Source organism: Candidatus Halobonum tyrrellensis G22 (genome assembly GCF_000495475.1).
Classification (GTDB): domain Archaea; phylum Halobacteriota; class Halobacteria; order Halobacteriales; family Haloferacaceae; genus Halobonum; species Halobonum tyrrellense.
The window spans coordinates 20,503-40,810 of sequence record NZ_ASGZ01000010.1; the positions used below are offsets into that span (position 1 = coordinate 20,503).

25 protein-coding genes and 3 tRNA genes are annotated in these 20,308 nt (G+C 71.3%); 5 read left to right on the forward strand and 23 right to left on the reverse strand.

All coding sequences use genetic code 11. From position 1 onward, the window contains the following. Window positions 1-384 precede the first annotated feature (384 nt). The 14 genes from rpsB to K933_RS03835 form a co-directional block, all read right to left on the reverse strand. Entirely contained in the window at window positions 385-1,254 is an 870-nt protein-coding gene (gene rpsB, locus K933_RS03770) for a 30S ribosomal protein S2 (RefSeq protein ID WP_023393362.1), read from the reverse strand. Then, on the reverse strand, window positions 1,251-2,462 hold the full coding sequence (gene eno, locus K933_RS03775) for a phosphopyruvate hydratase (RefSeq protein ID WP_023393363.1): 1,212 nt from the start codon (window positions 2,460-2,462) through the stop codon (window positions 1,251-1,253). The genes rpsB and eno overlap by 4 nt, the downstream gene beginning before the upstream one ends. After that, window positions 2,459-2,641, reverse strand: coding sequence for a DNA-directed RNA polymerase subunit K (locus K933_RS03780; protein WP_023393364.1), 183 nt, complete (start codon window positions 2,639-2,641; stop codon window positions 2,459-2,461). The genes eno and K933_RS03780 overlap by 4 nt, the downstream gene beginning before the upstream one ends. After that, the gene (locus K933_RS03785; RefSeq protein ID WP_023393365.1) at window positions 2,638-2,832 is read right to left on the reverse strand and encodes a DNA-directed RNA polymerase subunit N; all 195 of its coding nucleotides are present in this window, start codon (window positions 2,830-2,832) and stop codon (window positions 2,638-2,640) included. Before K933_RS03785 ends, K933_RS03780 begins: the two co-directional genes overlap by 4 nt. Before the next feature lie 12 nt (window positions 2,833-2,844). Next, window positions 2,845-3,243 (reverse strand): 30S ribosomal protein S9, encoded by a 399-nt coding sequence (locus tag K933_RS03790; protein WP_023393366.1) that lies wholly within the window; start codon window positions 3,241-3,243, stop codon window positions 2,845-2,847. After that, the gene (locus K933_RS03795) at window positions 3,237-3,716 is read right to left on the reverse strand and encodes a 50S ribosomal protein L13 (protein WP_023393367.1); all 480 of its coding nucleotides are present in this window, start codon (window positions 3,714-3,716) and stop codon (window positions 3,237-3,239) included. Before K933_RS03795 ends, K933_RS03790 begins: the two co-directional genes overlap by 7 nt. Further along, window positions 3,713-4,069, reverse strand: coding sequence for a 50S ribosomal protein L18e (locus tag K933_RS03800; RefSeq protein WP_023393368.1), 357 nt, complete (start codon window positions 4,067-4,069; stop codon window positions 3,713-3,715). The genes K933_RS03795 and K933_RS03800 overlap by 4 nt, the downstream gene beginning before the upstream one ends. Window positions 4,070-4,135: 66 nt before the next feature. Then, a tRNA-Leu gene (locus K933_RS03805) sits at window positions 4,136-4,220 on the reverse strand. 148 nt (window positions 4,221-4,368) lie between these two features. Further along, window positions 4,369-5,124, reverse strand: coding sequence for a DNA-directed RNA polymerase subunit D (locus K933_RS03810; protein ID WP_023393369.1), 756 nt, complete (start codon window positions 5,122-5,124; stop codon window positions 4,369-4,371). A 1-nt stretch (window position 5,125) separates the two neighbouring features. Further along, entirely contained in the window at window positions 5,126-5,536 is a 411-nt protein-coding gene (locus K933_RS03815; RefSeq protein ID WP_023393370.1) for a 30S ribosomal protein S11, read from the reverse strand. Then, complete coding sequence (locus K933_RS03820; protein WP_023393371.1) at window positions 5,537-6,061, reverse strand: 30S ribosomal protein S4; 525 nt, start codon at window positions 6,059-6,061, stop codon at window positions 5,537-5,539. It lies immediately after the preceding gene. Further along, window positions 6,062-6,595, reverse strand: coding sequence for a 30S ribosomal protein S13 (locus K933_RS03825; RefSeq protein ID WP_023393372.1), 534 nt, complete (start codon window positions 6,593-6,595; stop codon window positions 6,062-6,064). Between the two features lie 20 nt (window positions 6,596-6,615). Then, a tRNA-Ser gene (locus K933_RS03830) sits at window positions 6,616-6,700 on the reverse strand. Between the two features lie 178 nt (window positions 6,701-6,878). Beyond that, on the reverse strand, window positions 6,879-9,095 hold the full coding sequence (locus K933_RS03835) for a thioredoxin domain-containing protein (RefSeq protein WP_023393373.1): 2,217 nt from the start codon (window positions 9,093-9,095) through the stop codon (window positions 6,879-6,881). Window positions 9,096-9,205: 110 nt separating this feature from the next. Here K933_RS03835 and K933_RS03840 point away from each other — a divergent pair, with 110 nt between their 5' ends. From K933_RS03840 to K933_RS18950, 4 genes are all read left to right on the forward strand, one after another. Next, window positions 9,206-10,630, forward strand: coding sequence for an APC family permease (locus tag K933_RS03840; RefSeq protein WP_023393374.1), 1,425 nt, complete (start codon window positions 9,206-9,208; stop codon window positions 10,628-10,630). Next, on the forward strand, window positions 10,631-11,329 hold the full coding sequence (locus K933_RS03845) for a universal stress protein (RefSeq protein ID WP_023393375.1): 699 nt from the start codon (window positions 10,631-10,633) through the stop codon (window positions 11,327-11,329). A 124-nt stretch (window positions 11,330-11,453) separates the two neighbouring features. Continuing rightward, complete coding sequence (purD, locus tag K933_RS03850) at window positions 11,454-12,743, forward strand: phosphoribosylamine--glycine ligase (RefSeq protein ID WP_023393376.1); 1,290 nt, start codon at window positions 11,454-11,456, stop codon at window positions 12,741-12,743. A gap of 223 nt (window positions 12,744-12,966) precedes the next feature. Beyond that, window positions 12,967-13,446, forward strand: coding sequence for an acyltransferase (locus K933_RS18950; protein ID WP_049947576.1), 480 nt, complete (start codon window positions 12,967-12,969; stop codon window positions 13,444-13,446). A gap of 29 nt (window positions 13,447-13,475) precedes the next feature. On the opposite strand, the gene K933_RS03860 is transcribed toward K933_RS18950, so the two are convergent. The 3 genes from K933_RS03860 to K933_RS03870 form a co-directional block, all read right to left on the reverse strand. After that, complete coding sequence (locus K933_RS03860; RefSeq protein ID WP_023393378.1) at window positions 13,476-14,324, reverse strand: mechanosensitive ion channel domain-containing protein; 849 nt, start codon at window positions 14,322-14,324, stop codon at window positions 13,476-13,478. Window positions 14,325-14,327: 3 nt separating this feature from the next. Then, the gene (gene dacZ / locus K933_RS03865; RefSeq protein WP_023393379.1) at window positions 14,328-15,137 is read right to left on the reverse strand and encodes a diadenylate cyclase DacZ; all 810 of its coding nucleotides are present in this window, start codon (window positions 15,135-15,137) and stop codon (window positions 14,328-14,330) included. Window positions 15,138-15,465: 328 nt separating this feature from the next. Further along, a tRNA-Leu gene (locus tag K933_RS03870) sits at window positions 15,466-15,550 on the reverse strand. Between the two features lie 93 nt (window positions 15,551-15,643). Between K933_RS03870 and K933_RS03875 the strand changes: the two genes are divergently transcribed. Further along, on the forward strand, window positions 15,644-15,952 hold the full coding sequence (locus K933_RS03875; RefSeq protein ID WP_023393380.1) for a transcription initiation factor tfiiib, brf1 subunit/transcription initiation factor tfiib: 309 nt from the start codon (window positions 15,644-15,646) through the stop codon (window positions 15,950-15,952). A gap of 64 nt (window positions 15,953-16,016) precedes the next feature. On the opposite strand, the gene K933_RS03880 is transcribed toward K933_RS03875, so the two are convergent. The 6 genes from K933_RS03880 to K933_RS03905 all read right to left on the reverse strand — a co-directional run. Next, window positions 16,017-16,241 carry a hypothetical protein gene (locus tag K933_RS03880; protein ID WP_023393381.1) on the reverse strand — a complete coding sequence of 75 codons (225 nt, stop codon included), beginning with the start codon at window positions 16,239-16,241 and terminating at the stop codon, window positions 16,017-16,019. A 4-nt stretch (window positions 16,242-16,245) separates the two neighbouring features. Further along, window positions 16,246-16,758, reverse strand: coding sequence for a phosphopantetheine adenylyltransferase (locus K933_RS03885; RefSeq protein ID WP_023393382.1), 513 nt, complete (start codon window positions 16,756-16,758; stop codon window positions 16,246-16,248). Window positions 16,759-16,799: 41 nt separating this feature from the next. Beyond that, on the reverse strand, window positions 16,800-17,438 hold the full coding sequence (locus K933_RS03890) for a helix-turn-helix domain-containing protein (protein WP_023393383.1): 639 nt from the start codon (window positions 17,436-17,438) through the stop codon (window positions 16,800-16,802). Window positions 17,439-17,582: 144 nt separating this feature from the next. Continuing rightward, window positions 17,583-18,695 (reverse strand): glutamate--cysteine ligase, encoded by a 1,113-nt coding sequence (locus tag K933_RS03895; protein WP_023393384.1) that lies wholly within the window; start codon window positions 18,693-18,695, stop codon window positions 17,583-17,585. Between the two features lie 128 nt (window positions 18,696-18,823). Continuing rightward, window positions 18,824-19,474 carry a fibrillarin-like rRNA/tRNA 2'-O-methyltransferase gene (locus tag K933_RS03900; protein WP_023393385.1) on the reverse strand — a complete coding sequence of 217 codons (651 nt, stop codon included), beginning with the start codon at window positions 19,472-19,474 and terminating at the stop codon, window positions 18,824-18,826. Further along, on the reverse strand, window positions 19,467-20,308 hold an 842-nt coding region (locus tag K933_RS03905; RefSeq protein ID WP_023393386.1), incomplete at its 5' end, for an NOP5/NOP56 family protein. The genes K933_RS03905 and K933_RS03900, both read right to left, overlap by 8 nt.

Below are 20,308 nucleotides of genomic sequence, written 5' to 3' on the forward strand. Positions count from 1 at the left end.
CTTTTTTGTACGGATGGTCCTCCGACCCGACCGTGGTGCACCGCCGACCGCCTCGCGGGCGCCGGCCACGCATCACTCCCATCGCGGGCGTCCGAGCACGGGAGAGAGGCGCACGCCGTCGCGCGGCCGCTCGGAGCCCGAGAGTCGAACCGCGCCGCGCGACTCGCCGGGCCGGCGGGCCGGAACGCCACGTGACCACGGGCGTTTGCCTGGCGCCCCCTCGCATCGTGGCCCCGCCGCCCGGCGTTCCCCGACGGGAGCGCTCCCGTCGCGGGAGTTCCGACCGCCGAACCGCACTCGCGAGCGGCGCCCCCGCCGGCGGCGCCGCCGCTGGTGGGAGTGTGGTGGCCGAGTGTCGAAAGGAAACGAAACGTCGCGACCCGGTTAGAGGTCCGCCTCGAACTCGTCGAGGGCGTAGTCGGGTTCGGCGCCGCGGCGGTCGAGCGTCTCGTTGGCGAGCAGCCAGTAGACGACCGACAGCGCGCGGCGACCCTTGTTGTTCGTCGGGATGACCAGGTCGACGTTCGACAGCTGGTTGTTCGAGTCACACATCGCGATGACCGGGATGCCGACCGTGATGGCCTCCTTGACCGCCTGGGCGTCGCCGATGGGGTCGGTGACGACCACGACGTCCGGTTCGATGTAGCCCGCGTACTCGGGGTTCGTCAGCGTACCCGGGATGAACCGCCCCGTCCGGGCGCGCGCGCCGATGGCCTCCGCGAACTTCTCGGCGGGGAACCGGCCGTACTGCCGCGAGGAGGTGACGAGCACCTGCTCGGGGTCGTACCCCGACAGGAAGTTCGCCGCCGTCCGGATCCGGCCGTCCGTCTGGCTCACGTCGAGCACGTACAGGCCGTCGTCGCGGACGCGGTGGATGAACCGCTCCATGTCCTTCGTCTTCTGCTGGGTCCCGATGTGAACCCCGGCGGAGAGGTAGTCCTCGACGGGAATGAGGAGGTCGGCCTCCTCGTCGGGCATGACGTCCTCGTCGAAGCGGGGACCAGCGTCCTCCTCCTCGTCGTCCGCTTCGCCGGCGTCGACGTCGGCCGCGGGGTCGTCGTCCGCCGTGCCGGTGCCCGTCTCGGGTTCGGGGTCGGCGTCGGCCTCCTCGGCGGCGTCCGTCTCCGCCTCGGTCTCCTCGGTCTGTTCCTCCTCGTCGGTTTCGGGCGCCTCCTCGGCCGCCGCGGGGGTCTCCTCCTCGGTGACCTCCTCGTCGGCCTGCGCCTCTTCGTTGTCGTTCTCGCTTTCGCTCATACGGCTTCCTCCGCGATGCGGATGAGTTCGTTCAGCTTGGCGGTGCGCTCGCCGCCGACGGTGCCCGTCTTGATGAACGGCGCCGCGGTGGCGACGGCGAGGTGTGCGATGGTGGTGTCTTCGGTCTCGCCCGAGCGGTGGGAGACCACCGCGTCCAGCCCGTTGCGGTGGGCGAGTTCGACCGCGTCGAACGCGTCCGTCAGCGTCCCGATCTGGTTGGGCTTGATCAGGATGCTGTTGGCCGCGCCCTCCTCGATGCCGCGTTCGAGCCGCTCGACGTTGGTGACGAACAGGTCGTCGCCGCAGACGAGCGTCCGGTCGCCGACGCGGTCGGTCAACTCGGCGAACGAGTCGTACGCGTCCTCGTCGAACGGGTCCTCGACGTACGCGAGGTCGTACTCGGTCACCAGTTCCTCGACGTAGTCGACCTGCTCGTCGGGCGTCCGCTCGTCGTCGCCGTAGCGGTACACCTCGTCGTCGGCGTCCCACAGTTCGGCGGCGGCGACGTCGAGTCCGAACCGCACCTCGAACCCGAGGTCGTCCTCGACGCGGTCGGTGGCCTCCTCGACCACCTCGAACGCCTCCGCGTCGTCGATGGGGGGCGCCCACGCGCCCTCGTCGCCCTTCGCGGCCGCGACGCCGCGCTCGTCGAGCACGTCGCCGACCGCCGCGTGGACCGCGGCGTTCGCGAAGACGGCCTCCGAGACCGACGGCGCGCCGACGGGCGCGGAGAGGAACTCCTGGATGTGAGTCGCCTCCTTGGCGTGTTCGCCGCCGCCGACGACGTTGCCCAGCGGCGTCGGGAACGCGTGGGTGGCGTCGCGGAACGTGCCGCCGAGGTGCTGGAACAGCGGCACGCCCAACACGTCGGCGGCCGCCTTCGAGGCGGCCATGCTGATGGCGACCGCGCTGTTGGCGCCGACCTCAGAGAAGTCGTCCGTGCCGTCGGCGGCGCGGAGCGCGGCGTCGACGTCGCGCTGGTTGCCCGCGTACACCTCGCCGACGAGGCGGGGAACCGCGTGCTGGCGGGCGGAGGCGATCGACTCCCGCGGCGGGAGTTCGATCGCCTCGTACTCGCCGGTGCTCGCGCCCGAGGGGGCGGCCGCGCGGCCGAACCCGCCCGACTCCGTGAGCACGTCCGCTTCGACGGTCGCGTTCCCGCGCGAGTCGAGCACGCGCCGGAGCGACACCGACTCGATCAGGGTCACCGCTCCATCCCCCGGCGCACCGTGAACGGGAGCACGCCCGCGTCGTACTCCTGGGCCGCGATCAGGATCGGTTCCGACTGGTCGGTGTCGACCAGCACGGGCGCGCCGTACGCGAGTTGGAGCGCGCGCGCGCCGAGGATGCGGGCCTTCTCGTAGCGGTTGTACTGTTGACTGCTCATTGGTAGGGGGAGACCACGTCGACGAGGTCGGTGTGACTCACCATCATCCGCCGGCAGCAGTGGCGGTCGACACCCAGTTCGTCGAGCACCTTCGCGGGGTCCTCGTCGCCCTCCTTCGCGCGGGCTTTGAACTCCTCCCAGTGCTCGCCGATGACGGTGCCGCAGGTGAAACACCGGACGGGTATCATCATGCGTGGATCACCTCAGCGGTACGACTTCTGGTAGCGGGCGCGCGCGCCGGGCCCGCCCCACTTCTTGGGTTCGGACTGGCGGGAGTCGTTGACCAGCAGCGACCGGTCGAACTCCATGAACGCGTCGCGCAGTTCCGCGTCGTTGAGATGCTGGACCAGCCCGCGGGCGATGGCCGTCCGCACCGCGTCGGCCTGTCCCGAGTAGCCGCCGCCGTTGACGGTCACTTCGATGTCGACCTGCGACCGGAGGTCCTCGCCGGCGATGCGGAACGGTTCGAGCATCTTGAGGCGGGCCTGCTCCGGTTCGGCGAGTTCGACGGGCTGGGAGTCGATACGCACGCGCCCCTCGCCCTCGCGGACGGTCGCGCGGGCGACGGCGGTCTTCTTCTTTCCGGACGTGTTCGTTACCATGTGACGTTTGCCCCCAGGTCCTCGGAGATCTCGCCGAGGCTGGTGAACTTGATGTTCGACAGCCGGTCCAGCGACGTCCCTTCGAGCACCTCCGCGTCGACGGTCTCGCCGTCGCCCGGCGAGTTCGACGCGTCGGTGTCCTCGTCGAAGGGGTTGCCGACGTAGACGCGGACGTTCTCGAACGCCTCGCGCCCGCGCGGCTTCTTGTACGGTACCATCCCGCGGATCGACCGCTTGAAGATCCGGTCGGGGCGCTTGGGGTACTCCGGCCCGCGGTCGGAGCCGAGCTCCGAGCGGGTGCGGTACTTCTCCATCGTCGTCTCGGGGTTGCCCGTGATGACGGCCCGCTCGGCGTTGACGACGGCGACGCGCTCGCCGTCGAGCGCGCGCTGTGCCACCTCCGACGCCACGCGACCCATGATGCAGTCGCGCGCGTCGACGACTTGGTCGGGAGTGAACTCGGCGAGGCTCATCGGATCACCCGGACGTTCGACCCTTCGGGGTTGTTCGACAGCGCTTCTTCCAGCGTCACGGCCTCGCCCGCCTGGTCGATCTTCGTCTCGGCGGTGCCGGAGAAGTCGACGGCGGCGACCGTGACGTCCTTGCGGAGCACGCCCGAGCCGAGCACCTTGCCCGGCACGATGACGGTCTCGTCCTCGGTGGCGTATCGTTCGATCTGCCCGAGGTTGACCTCGGCGTGCGTGCGCCGCGGCTTTTCGAGTCGGTCGGCGACGTCCTGCCAGACTCCGGCATCGGACGAGCGCGCGGCCGACTTCAGTTCGGCGATGAGGTTCTGAAGTCTCGGATTGGTCTTGCTACTACTCATAGGATCCTCCTACGTGAGTGGTTGTGCGCGTGAAACCCGACCCGAGAGAAACGAAGCGGAGTGGACTGCAGGGAGCAGGATTTGAACCTGCGGACTCCTGAGAGACAGCGCCCTGAACGCTGCGCCGTTGGCCAAACTTGGCTATCCCTGCGTGCACTCCTCCGTACCGCGTCCCACCGTAAACGGCTTTCGGTCCGACGCGCGAAGCGGGCCGCCGGCCGGGCCGGCGTCGCCGCTCGCGGGCCGTCGCGTGCGCCGTGGCGGTGTGGGTCGCGGTCATGGGTTCTCTCGGAGGGGGGTTACACTGCGACTTTGGTCGCCAGTTCGTCCGCGCGGTCACGCAACGAGTCGACCGCCCGGAGCACCAGTTCGTCGACGTCCATCGAGCCGTCCGTCTCCACGTGGAAGACGAACGCGTCGGGGACGTCCGTCACCGCCAGCTCCTTGCCGGGGTAGCGGTTCGTGAGGTCCGCACCGAACTCCTCCGTGTGGACGAGTTCGCCCTCGTCGGTCTCGATGACCCCGCGGAGGATATGGGGCTCCTCCTCGTCGAACCCGTCGCGGTCGCCGAGTACCTCCACGCGCTGGAGGTGGCGGTAGCCGACGGCCACGCCGCCCTGGTGTTTGGCGTGGTCCTTCCCGGTGTCGAGCACCGCGTCGGCCTCGAATTCGAGCCGCTGGCCCTGCTTGAGTTCGATGATGGGGATGTTCTCGTCGGCCGGTCGGACCAGGCTGTCGGAGGTTTCGAGGTCCCCCGAGTACGCGGTCGCCGGCCCCTCAACGTCGAGCGCGAGGGTGACGGTGTCGCCCAGTTCGAAGTCGTCGAGCGGCGTCGTCAGCGGCACCAGACCGAGCCGGAGCGCCACCATCTCGTCGAACATCACCGACGAGTTCTCGACGAACCGCACGGTGTCGATCGAGAGGGTGGGCACGTCCGCGACGACCGCCCGACGGATACCGTTCGCCATCGCCGGGGTCAGCCCCCGGACGAGGAAGCGGGCGCTCCTGCCGTCCTCGTCCCGCGAGATCACCTCGACGTCGAAGTCGTCTGCCATGTTAGAGCCGGTTCTTCTTCGGCGCTCGGGTCCCGTCGTGGGGGATCGGCGTTACGTCCTCGATGCGACCGATCTCCAGTCCGGCCCGCGCGAGCGCCCGGATGGTCGCCTGCGCGCCCGGCCCGGGCGACTTCTGTGCGTTCCCGCCGGGGCCGCGCACGCGGACGTGGACGCCCTCGATACCCTGCGCGAGCAGGTCCTCGGCGACGCCCTCCGCCATCTGCATCGCGGCGTACGGCGACGCCTCGTCGCGGTTCTGCTTCACCACGGAGCCACCGGAGGACTTCACGAGCGTCTCCGCGCCCGTCACGTCCGTCACGGTGATCAGCGTGTTGTTGAACGATGCGAACACGTTGGCGATGGCCCACTTGCCCTCGCCTTGCGGCTGGTTGTTGGACTCTGAGTCGCTCATTTACTGACCCTCCGCGCGTTCGGGGTGGAGGTCGTCGGCGAGCGGCGACCCCTCGTCGAAGTCGACGAGGTCCGCCTCGGCGGTCTCGACGGTGTACGACGGGCGCGTCACGCGCGCGTCGCCGACGACGACGTGGCCGTGGACGATGAACTGCCGCGCCTGCTTCGGCGTGTTGCCGACGCCCTTCCGGTAGGCGACCGTCTGGAGCCGCCGTTCGAGCACGTCGGTCACGTCGAGCGACAGCACGTCGGACAGCGCGTCGTTGTCGCCGAGGATGCCGTTCTTCTGGAGGCGGGCGACGAACTCCGACCCCGCCTCGTTGGCGGCGTCGAGGTCGCCCTGCGCGTCGCCGATGAGGCTCCGCGCCTCGCGGCGGTAGTCGCGCAGTTCCGACTGCGCGCGCCACAGTTCCTCCTTGTTCGAGAGGCCGTAGCGGCCGAGCAGGTCGGACTCCTGGGCGATCCGCTCGCCCTGGTACGGGTGGTTCGGCGTCTCGTAGCGCTTGGTGGAGTTTCCGGTGGCCATCTACAGTCCCTCCTCGTCGTCGTCGTCGGCGGCCGCCTCGTCCTCCATCTCCTCGCGGATCTCCTCGACGTTGACCCCGATGGTCCCCTCGGAGCGGCCGGTGGACTTGGTCCGCTGGCCGCGCACCTTCTGGCCCCGCTGGTGGCGGATGCCCTTGTACGAGTCGATCATCTGCATGCGGTTGATATCCTGGCGGCGCGTCTCGTCGAGGTCGTTCCCGACGACGTGGGTGGTCTCGCCCGTGAAGAAGTCGTTCTGGCGGTTGACCATCCACCCGGGGACGTGTTCGTCGAAGTTCTCGACGACGTCGATGATGCGGTCGATCTCGTCGTCGTCGAGGAGGCCGATCGTGGCGGTTCGGTCCACTTCGGCCGCCTCGGTGACCAGTCGCGCCGTCCGCTGGCCGATGCCTTTCATGTCGGTGAGGCTGCGCTCGACGGACTTCGTCCCGTCAAGGTCGGTCTGACCGATCCTGACGAAGTACCGAAGGTCCTCGTCGTCGTCTTGCGCGTCCTCTGGTTCTTCTGCACTCATGTCTTTGGGGGGTTGGACAGCGTTGCGGCGGGGATTCGAACCCCGGAGGCTGTGCGCCACTGAGTTAGCAACCCAGCGCCTTGGGCCAGGCTTGGCTACCGCAACACCTGTGTGCCGGTTATCGTCGCCCGCGTGGACTCGGGGGACCGCGCCCCTACAGTATCTGCGTTCGGAGGATGTCCCGTCGCCTACTTAAGCGTCACGAAGTCGCCGGCCGAACGGGCGTGTACACGCGCCGTGACGCGCCGTCTCGCTCCTGCGACGCTCACGCCGCGATCACCGCTCAGTTCCCGGGGGTATCGTCGCCCGCCTCACCCGGCCCGTCGCCGGCGTTCCCGCCGGTCGCCCACTCCAGCGCCGCCCCCAAGTCGCGGTTCGGCGGCGAGCAGGTCCGGTCGACGCAGACGTACGCCGTCGGCTCGCCCGCGGGCGCCCCCCGGTTGGCCCAGACCGGCGGCGCCTCCGCGAGGCCGAGTCGGTCGAGCCACGCCTCCAGCCCCGACTCCGTCGCCGGCCGCGGGGCGTACACCGCGCCCGGGAGGTAGCGCCGGGCGAGCGTCTCGCGCCACTCGTCGGGCGTCTCGTCGGCGGCGAGCGTGAGTTCGAGCGGCCCGCGGGCGCGCTGGGCGGCCGCCATCGCCAGCGACACGTGTTCGAGCGGACTCGACGCCACCCGGCGGTCGTGGGTGGCGAGCACGTCCGCGGCGGCGTCGCCGAACCCCTCGTCGGGGGCGAACCCCTCCAGGTCGAGCAGCAGCCGCGTCGCCACGCCGAGACTCGACGGCGTCGACTGGTCCATCGGCTCTTGGGGCCGCGCGACCAACTCCTCGCCGTCGGCGGGCGTGGAGTAGATGGTGCCGTCGTCGGCGTCGTAGAACTCGTCGCGGATTACCCGCGCCAACTCGAGTGCGAACGCGAGGTGGTCCACCTCGCCGGTCGCGCCGTACAGGTCGAACGCGCCGCGCGCGAGGAACGCGTAGTCCTCTAGATACCCTCGCCCCTTCACGTCGCCACGCTGGGACGCCTCCGGCGTCCCGTCTGCTCCGGAGCCACGCTCCGGAGCGTCCATGAACCGCCGCGACAGCCGCTCTCGCTCGTCGTCCCAGAGGTGGTCGCGCACGAACGACAGCGCCTCCGCCCCGCGGTCGGCGACGGCCGGGTCGAGCGTCCGCGCGCCGGCGGCGTACGCCGAGACCATCAGCCCGTTCCACCCCGCGAGCACCTTCTCGTCGCGGGGCGGCCGCTCGCGTTCGCCCCGCGCGTCGAACAGCGCCAGCCGCGCCTCCATCAGCCGCTCGCGGACCGCCGTCTCGTCGAGGTCGTACTGCTCGGCGAGGTCGGGCACCGACCGCGTCACCGTCAGCACCGTCGTCCCGCCCTCGAAGTTGCCGCCCGACTCGACGCCGTAGCGCTCGCAGAACAGCTCCGCCGTCGTCTCGTCGTCCACCGCGTCCGCCACCTCCGCGGGCGTCCAGACGTAGAAACTGCCCTCTCCCTCGCCGGAGTCGGCGTCGAGCGTGGCGTAGAAGCCGCCGTCGGGGTGTGAGAGCTCCCGCTCGGCGAACGCCAGCGTCTCCGCGCCGACGAGCGCGTACCGCGACCGGCCGGTGAGCCGGTAGGCGTCGAGGAAACACCGCGCGAGTTCGGCGTTGTCGTACAGCATCTTCTCGAAGTGGGGGACGACCCACTCGCGGTCGGTGCAGTAGCGGTGGAAGCCGCCGCCCAACTGGTCGTACAGCCCGCCGTCCGCCATCGCGTCGAGCGTCTCGGTCGCCACCGCCAGCGGCTCCTCCCGGCCCGAGCGCTCGGCGGCGCGCAACAGCAGGTCGACCCGGCCGGGGTGGGGGAACTTGGGTCCCGACCGGCCGAAACCGCCGTGCTCGCGGTCGGCGCTCCGGAGCGCCGCCGTCGTCGCGTCGTCGAGCACCGTCTCGTCGGGCGCGGCGCGGTCGCCGTCCGGGGGGGCCGGCGACGCCTCCACCTCGTCGCGGACCGCGTCGGTCCACTGGTCGGCGCGCGCCTCCATGTCCGACCGCTGGTCGGGGTCGGCCCACGAGTCGGCGATGTTCCGGCAGATCTCGAGGAAGCCGGGCATCCCGTCGCGGCCGTCCCGCGGGAAGTACGTCCCGACGTAGAACGGGCGGCCGTCGGGCGTGAGCCAGACGGAGAGGGGCCAGCCGCCGCGGCCGTTGACGAGTTGACACACCGACTGGTAGACGCTGTCGAGGTCCGGCCGCTCCTCGCGGTCGACCTTGATCGGGACGAACGACTCGTTCATCACCTCGGCGACGGCGTCGTCCTCGAACGACTCCTCCTCCATCACGTGACACCAGTGACACGCCGAGTAGCCAACCGAGAGGAAGATGGGAACGTCGCGTTCGCGCGCGGCCGCGAGCGCGTCGTCGTCCCACGGCTGCCAGTCGACCGGGTTGTCCGCGTGCTGACGGAGGTACGGGCTGGCCTCCTCGTCGAGTCGGTTCCGCGCCGTCGGGTCGCTCATGTCCGGAGCCTGGGCGGCACGGGTGAAAAGGTGGGCGGCCCGCCCGCGGGGCGGAGTCGAGACGCGTCGGCGGCCCGATGAGTAAAGGGCGTCCGCCGTAGACGCGGCACATGAGCCGCGACCCCCCGCCGGCGGACGCGGGAACCAACGTCGAGGGTGACGCCCCCCAGATCGAGCCGACGGTCGAGACGGACGAGGCCACCATCACCGACGACGCCGAACTCGAACGGACGCTCGGTCTCTCGGGGGGGCTCGCCATCGGTATCGGGACGATGATCGGCGCCGGAATCTTCGTCTTCCCCGGGCTGGCGGCGGGACGCGCCGGTCCCGCCGCCGCCGTCTCGTTCACCATCGGAGCGGTGATCGCGCTCCTCGTCGCGCTGCCGGCGTCGGAACTCGCCACCGCGATGCCCAAGAGCGGCGGCGGCTACTACTTCGTCTCCCGGGGGCTGGGCACGCTCGCGGGGACCGTGATCGGGCTGTCGCTGTGGTTCGGGCTGGTGTTCGCGTCGGCGTTCTACCTCGTCGGGTTCGGCTACTACGCGGTCGACACGCTGGCGGAGGTCGGGGTCGCCGTCGGCGACGGGCTGGCCGTCCCGCTCGCGTTGGCCGTCGGGGCGGGGTTCACCCTCCTGAACGTCACGGGGACGGAGAACGCGGCCAAACTCCAGAACGGCGTCGTCGCGCTCCTGCTGTCGATCCTCGCGTTCTTCCTCGGCTACGGGACGCTCGACGCCCTCGGCGTCCTCGGCGCGCCGAGCGCGCCCGAGCAGTTCACCCCGTTCGGCGTCGCGCCGATCCTGACGACCGCGGCGCTCGTGTTCACCTCCTATCTCGGGTTCGCGCAGGTCGCCACGGTCGCCGGCGAGATGAAAGACCCCGGCCGGAACCTCCCGCTGGCGATGGTCGGGTCGGTACTGGTCGTCGGCGTGATGTACGTACTCACCATCTTCGTCGCCACCAGCGCGTTCGGTAGCGCGCGGCTGTCGACGTTCGGCGAGACCGCGATGGTGGAGGTCGGCCGGGAGCTCCTCGGTCCCGCGGGCGCGCTCGCCATCGTCTTCGGCGGGCTGCTCGCGACCATGTCGAGCGCCAACGCCTCGATCCTCGGCACCTCGCGCGCCATCTACGCCGTCTCGAAGGACGCGCTGTTGCCCCGGTGGGCGAGCCGGATCAACCTCCGGTACGGCACGCCGCACGTCGCGCTCGGGCTGGCCGGCGGGCCGACCCTGGGGCTGGTCGCGACCGGTCGGGTCGAGGTGCTCGCGGAGGTGGCGTCGTTCCTCCACCTGGTGTTGTACGGGCTGATCTGCGTGGCGCTCGTCGTCATCCGCCGGGACGAACCCGAGTGGTACGACCCCGACTTCCGCGTGCCCGGCTACCCCGTGACGCCGGTCGTCGGCGCGGTCGCCAGTTTCGCGCTGATCGGGTTCATGCAGCGGCTCTCGCAGGTGATCGGCGTCGCCATCATGGTCGCGTCCGCCGGCTGGTACCTCTATTACGCTCGGGGCGTGAAGCTGAAGGGGGTGCTCTAGATGACCCGCGTACTCGTTCCGACGGCGATCCTCGAAGGGGAGTCGGTCCCGTTCGGGCTGATGGACCTGCTCGGCACCGTGGACGTCACGGTGCTCGGCTACCACGTCGTGCCCGAGCAGACGCCGCCCGACCAAGCGCGGATGCAGTACGAGGAGCGCGCGGTGGAGGCGCTCGAAGACGTCGCCGAGGAGTTCCACGCGGCGGGCGGCGACGCCGACCACCGCCTGGTGTTCACCCCCGACCGGGCGAAGACGGTCCAACGCGTCGCCGAGGAGACCGGGGCGGACGCGTACACCATCAGGGGGACGACCGGGTCGGTCGAGCGACTGCTCGTCCCGCTGTCGGGCGACGTCGCCGTCGAACGCGTGCTCTCGTTCGTGACGGACCTGATCGGCGGCCGCGACATCGGCGTCACCCTGTTGCTCGCTACCGACGACGAGTCCGACGGCCGCGATAGACTGACGGCGGCCGCCGACCGCCTCGCCGCCCGCGGGGTCGACGTCCGCACCGAACTCGCGGTCGACGACGACCCGGTCGCGGCGCTCGTCGCGGCGGTCCCCGACCACGACGCCGTCGTCATGGGCGAGCGCGCGCCGTCGGTCCGGTCGTTCCTGTTCGGCGAGGAGGCCGAACGCGTCGCCGCGGAGACGGTCGGCCCGGTGCTCGTGGTCCGGCGGGACGAGGCGGCCGAGGAGTGAGTGCCCGGCCGGGAGGCCGACCCCGTCACGCGGAACGGACGACCCGCCCGCGGATGCACGAACGTGGTCAGATTCGGGGCGGAGAAGAACAAGCTTTACACTACCGTGCGTACCGCCTCGGGGTATGGAGACGGTGCTTCTGGTCGGCGGCGGGGGACGCGAGCACGCCATCGCCCGCGCGCTCTCGGCCGCGGACGACTGCGCGCTGTACGCCTGCGCGAGCAACCGCAACCCCGGCATCGCGGAGTCGGCCGACGGGTTCGCGTCGGTCGGCGAACGCGACGCCGACGGCGTCGTCGAGTACGCCGCGTCCGTCGACGCCGACCTCGCGGTGGTCGGCCCGGAGGCGGCGCTCGAAGCGGGCGTCGCGGACGAACTCGACGACGCGGGCGTGTACACGTTCGGTCCCCACGCCGCGGAGGCGCGCATCGAGACCGACAAGGCGTACCAGCGGGAGTTCATGGCCGACCACGACGTTCCGGGCACCCCGGAGTTCGAGACGTTCGACTCGGCGGACGCGGCCGCGGAGTACGTCGACTCCGTCGACGGCGACGTGGCGGTCAAGCCGGCGGGGCTCACGGGCGGGAAGGGCGTCCGCGTCACCGGCGACCAGGTGACCCGCGCGGAGGCCGCCGACTACGTGCGGGAGAGCGACCACGACGAGTGGGTGATAGAGGAGCGACTGGTCGGCGAGGAGTTCACCGTCCAGGCGTTCGTCGCGAACGGCGAGATGCGGACGACGCCCGCGGTCCAGGACCACAAGCGCGCCTACGAGGGCGACGAGGGACCCAACACCGGCGGGATGGGGAGCTACACGGACACCGAACTGACGCTGCCGTTCATGGACGAGGGTGACTACGACGACGCCGTGGCGGTCCTGGAAGCCGTCGTCGACGCCCTCCCCGACTACAAGGGCGTCCTCTACGGCCAGTTCATGCTGACCGCCGAGGGGCCGAAGGTGGTGGAGTTCAACGCCCGCTTCGGCGACCCCGAGGCGATGAACACCCTGCCCGTCCTGGAGACGCAGTTCCTCGACGTGTTGACCGCCGCGCGCGACGGCGACCCGCTCCCCGACCTGGCGTTCTCGGGCGAAGCGACCGTCTGTAAGTACGCCGTCCCCGCGGGCTACCCGACCGACCCGGAGGCGGGCGCGCGCATCGAGGTGGACGTCGACGGGGGCGACGGCGCGCTCCTCTTTTACGCCAGCGTCGACGAACGCGACGACGGCCTGTACACCACCACCTCGCGGTCGTTCGCGGTGGTGGGCCTGGGCGACTCCATCGCGGCCGCCGAGGAACGCGCGGAGGCGGCGCTGTCGGGCGTCGGCGATGGGTTCCGCGTCCGCCACGACATCGGGACCGAGCGACTGGTGCGGTCGCGGGTCGACCACGTGGCCGAGTTGCGCGGCGAGTAGCCCGACCGGGGAGGGCGGACACCTCGCCCGACGGCACAGCGGACACCCGTCCGACGACACAGTGGATACCCGCCCGACGGTCGACTCGACCGCTCCGCCCGAACGCACGAGATTGATAACGCCGGGCGGCTCACCTTCGAAGGTGAGTGACGACGCGAGCGCCGGCGGCGACGCGAACGGGGACGCGCCGACGACCGAGGGGGCACCGGCGCGGTACGACCGGCTGGAGCGGCACCCGACCCCGGAGGGGGGTAACTCCCTCCGCTTTTGGACCGACGCCAAGTCGCCGCTGACGGTCGCGCGCAACTACGCGGTGGTGTGGCTCTGCCGGATATCCCCCAGCCTGCGGCTGAAGAACCGGTTGTTGGAGGCGCTCGGCGTGACCGTCGGCGACGGCGTCTCGTGGGGGCTCGAGGCGACGCCGGACGTGTTCTGGCCCGAGCGGATCACCCTCGGCGAGGACGCCATCGTCGGCTACGACTCGGTGCTGCTGTGTCACGAGTTTCTCCAAGACGAGTACCGCCTCGGCGACGTGGTCGTCGGCGACCGCGCGATGCTCGGCGCGAACGTGACCGTCCTCCCGGGGGTGCACATCGGCGACGACGCGCAGGTGGCCGCCAACTCGCTCGTCGCCGACGACGTGCCCGCGGGGACCACCGTCGCGGGCGTGCCCGCCGAACCCGTCGACCGGGAGCGCGAGTAGCCGGCCCGGAGCCGCCGCGACCCCATGCGCTACTCGCGGACGCGGACGATGCCCTCGGTGAACGCGCGGCGGTTGGGGACGACGTACTCGCTGTCGTCCGTCTCGACGCGCGTGACGAACACGTCCACCTCCTGGACGATGCCCTCGGTGTCGCCGATGCGGACGCGGTCGCCGATGCCGTACGGCTGGTCGAGAAGCAGGTAGACGCCCGCCGCGCCCGACGCGAGCAAGTCCCGAAAGGCGAGCGCGGAGAACAGCACTAGCGCGAACACGTACGCCGCCAGCAGGACGACCAGCGCGTCGGTGTCGACCTCCAGTTGTCCCAGCGCGACCAGCGCGGCGATGTAGAAGACGCTCCACTTCGCGGCGAGCGGGAGGATGCTCACCTCGGGGAGTTTCACGCCGCGCAGGCGGTTGTCGACCAGCAGTTCCACCTTGTCGGCGACGACGACGCCGACGATCAGGACGAGGACGGCCGTAAAGAGTCGCGGGAGGAAGAGGACGACCCGCCGCCAGAACTGCGCGATGTACCCCACGTCCGCGACGGTGAGCGCGACCAACACCGCGAGGATGAAGATGAAGTACCCCGAGATGCGCGCGACGATGGAGACGGTGGAGGTGCCGAGTTCGCGGGCGGTGCGCTCGAAGGCGGTGCCCTCGATGGAGTCGGGGACGCCCGCGCCCTCGAGGATGCGCTGGTTGACCGCGATGACGAGGTAGCTGAGCACCCCGCCGAGGACGAGCACCGCGAGCGCGAGCCACAGGCGGCCGGGGACGGAGTCGACGAACCGCCCGGCCGCGTCGAGCGGCGACGACCCGCCGGCGGCCGCGGGAGACGTAGCTTGGGCGAACGCCGCCCCCGCGCCGAGTACACCCATCCGTCAGTACTCCTCCGGGTCGAGTTCGAGGACGAGCGACCCGCCCTTGAACGCCCGAACCAGCCCGTCCGACTCGGAGAGGACGATGGAGACGGCGTTGGTGTCGCGGGTGATCGCGCCGCCGGCCATGTGGCGCGCCCCCAACCCCTTCGGGATGTCGACGCCCTCCGCACCGGGTTCGAGGTAGCGGTACGCCGAGACGATCTTCCCCGAGTCGGAGATGACGAACGCGCCGTCCAAGCGGGAGAACTCCTTGAGCATCACGTTCACGATGGGGTCGCCGACGTGGACGTGGCTCTTCTCGAAGGGGTTGTAGCTCAGCGGGCGCGACTTGTTCATCACCTTCCCCGCGTCGCCGACGACGAACAGCGCGCCGACGGGTTTGCCCTTCTGGCCCTTCTTGCCGAGTTCGATCGCCACCTCGAACACGTCGCGGATGACGCTCGGGTCCGCCCGCGAGTTGGCGAACAGGTCGTAGATGCCCGAGTGGATCGACTCCGAGACGGTCGTCCGGACCACCGCGTCGATGCCGTCGCTGAAGACGCCCGCCGCACACGCCAGCGTGTCGCCGTCCTCGCAGAAGTTCTGGTCCATCGCCCCCTCGACGCCGAACCGGATCCGGTCTTTCACGTTGTCGAACTCGACGGGGAGTTCGACGAACCGTTCGGCACCGACGTCGTTGTCGGCGGCGACGACGACCGGCGACCGGTCGGACTCGGCGAAGTCGGTGTAGGTCGACCCCGTCGGCGAGAAGAGGAAGACGCCGTCCACGTCCGCCACCAGGCCGGAGAGGAGGTCAGCGGGAGTAGCCATTGCCCCGATATGCCCTCGGCGGCGCTAAAGGCCTTGCGTCCGCGTCTGACGCGAGGCATGCGGCGTCCCGGGTCGTCGGTCGGTCGTTTGCGTTCATCCGTTCTTCGTTCGCACGGAGTAACTTCCCGGTATATAACGGTACGTTCGTAGTTCTCGAACTGAGAGAGTCGCTCCGCTCCCCGTTCGCTTCGAGGTCTCACTCCGTTCGGCCTCGCACTGCGCGGGACCGGATTCGAACCGCGGTCGGACGTGCTCGGCTCGCTTCGCTCGCCTGTGCGCGCCCTCTCTGGTTCGAACCGACCTGCTCTTCGCTCACTTCGTTCGCTCATGCGCGGGACCGGATTCGAACCGGCGGACCCCTACGGGACAGCGTCCTAAGCGCTGCGCCGTTGGCCTGGCTTGGCTACCCGCGCCCGCCCACGTCTACTGGAAATCGCGGTAAGTAGCTGTCGAACGCGCCCGGCGGCTCCCGACCACTTATGCCCGCCGGCCTCGAAGCCGCGTCCATGTACCGGGCGAGCGACGAGGTACAGAACGAGGAGTGGCTGACCGACCTCCGCCGGGCGGCGGAGTCGCTAGAGCTGTCGGGCGAGGCGCGGTCGAACGCGACGGATCTCTTCCTCTCGCACGTCCCCGACGCCGACCGGTCGAAGCCCGCCACCGCCGCGGCGGCGCTGTACGCCGGCGCGCTCATCGCGGGCGACGAGCGCTCGCAGACCGACGTGGCCGACGCGATGGACGTGACGCGGCTGTCGGTCCAACAGCGCTGGAAGGAACTTCTCCGGGACGCCGGGTTCTCGCCGCCGACGTGGTAGGGCGGCGCTCGCGTCGAGCGTCGAACCGCGCCGAGCGTCGAATCGCGCCCGCGGCGGACGCGAACTACGCTTCGAGCACGCGCCACGCGACGACGACCAGTCCGACGACGGCGACGACCTGTCCGACGACGAGCGCGCTCGCGCCGACGTACGCCAGCACGCTGTCCGGGTCGGTCCCGCCGAGTCGGACGACCCGGTAGCCGACGAGCGCGAGCGCGCTCCCGCCGAGGAGCGCCAGCGTCGCCCGCGACCGGGCGGCGAGCCACCCGGCCACCTCGTCGGCGGCCACGGCGCTACCCGGACCCCGACCCGGACTCCGAGTCGGCGGGGTCGCGGCCCGTCCGGTCGGGCGTGAGGTTGCCGTGTTCGTCTATCTCGCCCTCGACGATCCGGGTCGAGGAGATGCGCTCGCCGTCGTCGGCGGGGACGGGCTCGACCACCTCGATCCGCAGCGGGTCGTAGCCGAGTTCGGCGCGTATCTCGTTGATCCGCTCGCCGCCCGCCCGCGTCTCGGGGGAGACGATCAGCGCGTCGTACCGCTCTTCGACGGCGATGCCGGTCGGCTCCGTGAGTTCGCGCACCTCGTACTCCCGGCCGTACTCGTCGGCGAACCGCGACAGCTCCGCCTCCAGGTCGCGCTTTCGCTCGTCGAACGGGCGGACGTAACGGTCGACGTGGCGGGTCGCCGGCGCGAGGTCGTCGGAGGTTAGCCCGACGGTCACGTCGCCGAGCTCGAACGCGCGGTCGAACAGCGCGCGGTGCCCGTCGTGGAGCGGGTCGAAGGTCCCCCCGAGCGCGACGTTCATATCCGGGCGTCGCCGCGGCGGAACATAAAAGGGACGTTACCTCACTCCGCGTCCGGCCGGCCGTCGGGGGCGGCACCCTCCGCGTCGCGCTCCCGAGGGGCGTCGCTCCCGCCGTCCGCACGCTCGCCGGCGTCGGCGGTCCCGTCGACGGTGACGGTGACGGGGTCCCGCTCGGCGCCGCCCGTCCGGCCGAGCCGTCGGTCGAGGTTGAACACGGTGTTCAACTCCGACTGGACGCGGCCGGCGACCCCCTCGACCAGGTCGGCCGGCGGGATGGCCTCGTACTCGTAGGGGTTGTTGCCCGCGCCCGACGACTCGCGTTTCGTCCGCGTCACCACGCCCTCGCCGTGGAGTTCCGCGAGCGCCTCCCGGACGGTGCTGGGGTACAGCCCCGTCCCGTCCGCTATCTCCTCGCTGGTCGACCCGGGGCGCTGGCGGAGGCGGACGAAGATGCGCGCCTTCGTCTCGGTGTCGAGGAGCCACGCGAGTAAGTCCACCAGCCGCTCGTCGAACTCCTCGACCACGTCCGCCTCCTCGGTGCGGTCCGCCGCCGCACCCGCTCGGCGTCCCTCCCCGCCGGCGCCGTCCGACTCCGCGCGCGAGCCGGTCTCCGGGATCCCGGCCGCGTCCGCGCCGCTCCCGTCCGCTCCGTCGGCGGGTCCGGTGTCGTCGGTAGCCATCTGTCCGACCGGCGGTCGGACCCTCGCGGGCAAAAACCCGTCGCCCGGACCGGTCCGGACCGGGTCGGAGTCGGCCGGGTCGACCGGGGGTTCGCGCCGGCGCCGGAGTCGGCCGGGGCGGAACGGGGGAGCCCGCCGGGCCGGTCAGAGCACGAGCGCGTCACACAGCGCGTCGAACCCCGCCGTCTCGCGAATGTGGCGCTGTCGGGTCGCGCCGGACTCGCGGTCGAGGAGGGCCGACAGCGCGTCCGTCGACAGCCGGTCGGTCTCGCGGTCGACCACCTCGGCGAGCGACACCACCGACTCGCCGTCGCGGTCGACGAACGACGCCTCCCGGCCGTGTCTGGTCGCACGCCACTTGTTCTCGTCGAGCAGTTCCCGCCGGAGTCCGGTCGCGCCGTCGGCCGCGTCGCCCGCGCCGTCGGCGCTCGGGTCGGTCTCGTCGTCGTACCGCTCCGCCAGGTCGACCACGAGCGCGTGGACGTACTCGACGAACGCGCACACCGCGTCGGGGTCCGACTGCCCGTCGGGGGTGCGAACCTCGACGGTGCCGTGGCCCGTGTGGGGCCGGACGTCGAACCAGAGTTCGCCGCGGTCCTCGATCGACCCCAACTCGACCATCCGGCGCTCGAACCGTTCGAACGACTCGTAGTCGGCGAACCGACCGGGCATCCCCGTGTTGGGGAGGTTCTCGAATATCTTCGCGCGTGCGGACGCCAGCCCGGTGTCGAACCCGTTCCAGAACGGCGAGTTGGCCGACAGCGCGAGCAACGGCGGGAGATACCACCGGAGTTCGTTGGCGACCCACACCGCCTTGTCGGCGTCGTCGACACCGACGTGGACGTGGAGCCCCGCGGTGGTGTTGCGGTGTTGGGGGTACTGGATCCGGTCCAACTGCGAGCGGTAGCGCGGCTTGGTCGCGTGGTCGAGTTCGCGCCACTTCGCCGCCGGGTGGAGTCCCGCCGCGGCGACGCGGTAGCCGTGCGACGCCGCGTGGTCGACGAGGGCGTCCCGGACCGCGGTGACGCGCTCGCGTACGTCGCTCGGTTGTTCGATCAGCGGCGTCTGCGTCTCGATGGTGAACTGGAACAGTTCGTGGTCGAGCCGACCCGCCAGCGGGTCGGGGGGGTCGTCGTCGCCGTACACCAACTCGTCGACGCCGGACGTCGGGCGGCCCTCGCCGTCGACGACGTAGAACTCCTCCTCGACGCCGAGGGTACCCATCCGCGCGAACGACTCCGGCGAGCCTCGATCCATCGCACCCGGCTTCGGCGGGGGGGCGTATAGCAGTTGGTGAACGCGGGACCCTTGACCGGTTCTCCCCCACGGCGGGCCGACGACCCGCCCGGCCCGTCGGCCCGGGTCGGCCTCACCGTCCGGCGGCGCTACTCGGTCGTCTTCGGACGGGCGACGATACCGAGGTGGTCGGCGTGGAACCGGTCGAGTCGCGCCTCGTCGAGCAGTTCGTACGTCCCGCCCAGTTCGGCGCGCACCGACTCGAACACCGCGTCGGGGTCGGCCGCCACGTCCTCCGAGCGGGCTTTCACCGCCAGCAGCAGGCGGCCGTCGGGCGCGAGAAACCGCGCGTTGTCGGCCGCGACGGCGGCCTGTCCCCGCGTCGCCACGTCTTGGACCACCACGTCGAGACCCGACTCGACGACGTGGGCGTACGTCTCCGGCCGCCGGGCGTCCTTCAGCAGGGGGAAGAGGTTCTCCCGCGGTTCGCAGGCGTCGAGCAGGTCGCGCGCCGGCCGGGGCGCGAACTCGACGGCGTACGTCGGCCCGCAGAAGTCGGCGACGTGGCTCACCGTCGTCCCGTTGGCCGCGCCGAGATACAGCACCGACTCGCCGCCCGACAGCCCGGTGTCCAGCCCGAGTTCGAGCATCGCGCCCAGTTTCGACCGGCCGGCGTCCCACGCGCGCCACCCGCCGTCGGTCGGCTCGCCGTACACCGGCTCCCCCCGGGTGGCTAGCCGGTCGCGACCGCCGATGGCCCGGCGCTCGACGCCCGCCGGCAGCGACTCGTCGTCACTCATCGTCGTCCCCCGCGGCCCCGCCGGCCGGTCCGTCCGGCCCGTCGGCGCCGGCCGCGTCGGCTCCGCCGTCGTCCGCCCGCGCTCTGATAGTCCGGATCCGCTCGTCGAGTTCGTCGCCGAGTTCGGGCCGCCGGTCGCCCGCGTAGTGGTCGACCCGCGCGGCGATGGTCAGCTTCCCCGCGAGCGCGCGCGCCGCGGACCCGCGGTCCTCGGGGCGGGTGCCGCGGACGTACTCGTGGGTGTAGATGACGCCGTGTTTCGGCGACGGCGCGTGCCCGCGGAGATGCGCGAACAGCGCGTCCTCCGCGCCGAGCACCTGGAGGGTACCCGATGGCTTGCGCGCGAGCGGTTTCAGCCCGCCCGCCAGCGATATCAGCCGCGCGGCGAGCACCGGTCCCGCCATCGCCGCCATGTTGGGCGCGGCGACCCTCGCGCGCTCGCGGACGAACGCCTCCAACTCGTCCGCCTCGTCCGCCAGGTCCGTCACTCGCTCGGCGAGCGAGACCACCCGCGCCTCGCCCGGCCCGTCGGGGTCGCGGCCCGCCACCTCGCGGGCGTACTCGACGCCGTCGCCCGACTCGTCGTAGACGCTGCCCGCCCACTCCCCGAGCCGTTCGGCGAGTTCGTTCGCGGTCCGGGTCGCGTCGTCCATCGCGCGGACGGCGTGTTTCACCTGCTGGTCGTCCGCGCGCTCGCGCTCGCGGACCGCCTCGCGGACGGCGCCGACCGTCGCCTCGCGGAGCGCGTCGTAGTAGTCCGCCTCGTCGTCGGCGAACCCGGTGTCGACGGCGCGGGCGGGCCAGTCGGCGGGGTCGTCGGCCGACCGCGCGCGAC

What these genes read in the sequence shown, in the direction of transcription:
- rpsB (WP_023393362.1), bottom strand. Translation starts at nt 1,254, where the DNA reads ATGAGCGAAAGCGAGAACGACAACGAAGAGGCGCAGGCCGACGAGGAG.
- K933_RS03780 (WP_023393364.1), bottom strand. Translation starts at nt 2,641, where the DNA reads ATGAGCAGTCAACAGTACAACCGCTACGAGAAGGCCCGCATCCTCGGC.
- K933_RS03785 (WP_023393365.1), bottom strand. Translation starts at nt 2,832, where the DNA reads ATGATGATACCCGTCCGGTGTTTCACCTGCGGCACCGTCATCGGCGAG.
- K933_RS03790 (WP_023393366.1), bottom strand. Translation starts at nt 3,243, where the DNA reads ATGGTAACGAACACGTCCGGAAAGAAGAAGACCGCCGTCGCCCGCGCG.
- K933_RS03795 (WP_023393367.1), bottom strand. Translation starts at nt 3,716, where the DNA reads ATGAGCCTCGCCGAGTTCACTCCCGACCAAGTCGTCGACGCGCGCGAC.
- K933_RS03800 (WP_023393368.1), bottom strand. Translation starts at nt 4,069, where the DNA reads ATGAGTAGTAGCAAGACCAATCCGAGACTTCAGAACCTCATCGCCGAA.
- K933_RS03810 (WP_023393369.1), bottom strand. Translation starts at nt 5,124, where the DNA reads ATGGCAGACGACTTCGACGTCGAGGTGATCTCGCGGGACGAGGACGGC.
- K933_RS03815 (WP_023393370.1), bottom strand. Translation starts at nt 5,536, where the DNA reads ATGAGCGACTCAGAGTCCAACAACCAGCCGCAAGGCGAGGGCAAGTGG.
- K933_RS03820 (WP_023393371.1), bottom strand. Translation starts at nt 6,061, where the DNA reads ATGGCCACCGGAAACTCCACCAAGCGCTACGAGACGCCGAACCACCCG.
- K933_RS03825 (WP_023393372.1), bottom strand. Translation starts at nt 6,595, where the DNA reads ATGAGTGCAGAAGAACCAGAGGACGCGCAAGACGACGACGAGGACCTT.
- K933_RS03835 (WP_023393373.1), bottom strand. Translation starts at nt 9,095, where the DNA reads ATGAGCGACCCGACGGCGCGGAACCGACTCGACGAGGAGGCCAGCCCG.
- K933_RS03840 (WP_023393374.1), top strand. Translation starts at nt 9,206, where the DNA reads ATGAGCCGCGACCCCCCGCCGGCGGACGCGGGAACCAACGTCGAGGGT.
- K933_RS03845 (WP_023393375.1), top strand. Translation starts at nt 10,631, where the DNA reads ATGACCCGCGTACTCGTTCCGACGGCGATCCTCGAAGGGGAGTCGGTC.
- purD (WP_023393376.1), top strand. Translation starts at nt 11,454, where the DNA reads ATGGAGACGGTGCTTCTGGTCGGCGGCGGGGGACGCGAGCACGCCATC.
- K933_RS03860 (WP_023393378.1), bottom strand. Translation starts at nt 14,324, where the DNA reads ATGGGTGTACTCGGCGCGGGGGCGGCGTTCGCCCAAGCTACGTCTCCC.
- dacZ (WP_023393379.1), bottom strand. Translation starts at nt 15,137, where the DNA reads ATGGCTACTCCCGCTGACCTCCTCTCCGGCCTGGTGGCGGACGTGGAC.
- K933_RS03875 (WP_023393380.1), top strand. Translation starts at nt 15,644, where the DNA reads ATGTACCGGGCGAGCGACGAGGTACAGAACGAGGAGTGGCTGACCGAC.
- K933_RS03885 (WP_023393382.1), bottom strand. Translation starts at nt 16,758, where the DNA reads ATGAACGTCGCGCTCGGGGGGACCTTCGACCCGCTCCACGACGGGCAC.
- K933_RS03890 (WP_023393383.1), bottom strand. Translation starts at nt 17,438, where the DNA reads ATGGCTACCGACGACACCGGACCCGCCGACGGAGCGGACGGGAGCGGC.
- K933_RS03895 (WP_023393384.1), bottom strand. Translation starts at nt 18,695, where the DNA reads ATGGATCGAGGCTCGCCGGAGTCGTTCGCGCGGATGGGTACCCTCGGC.
- K933_RS03900 (WP_023393385.1), bottom strand. Translation starts at nt 19,474, where the DNA reads ATGAGTGACGACGAGTCGCTGCCGGCGGGCGTCGAGCGCCGGGCCATC.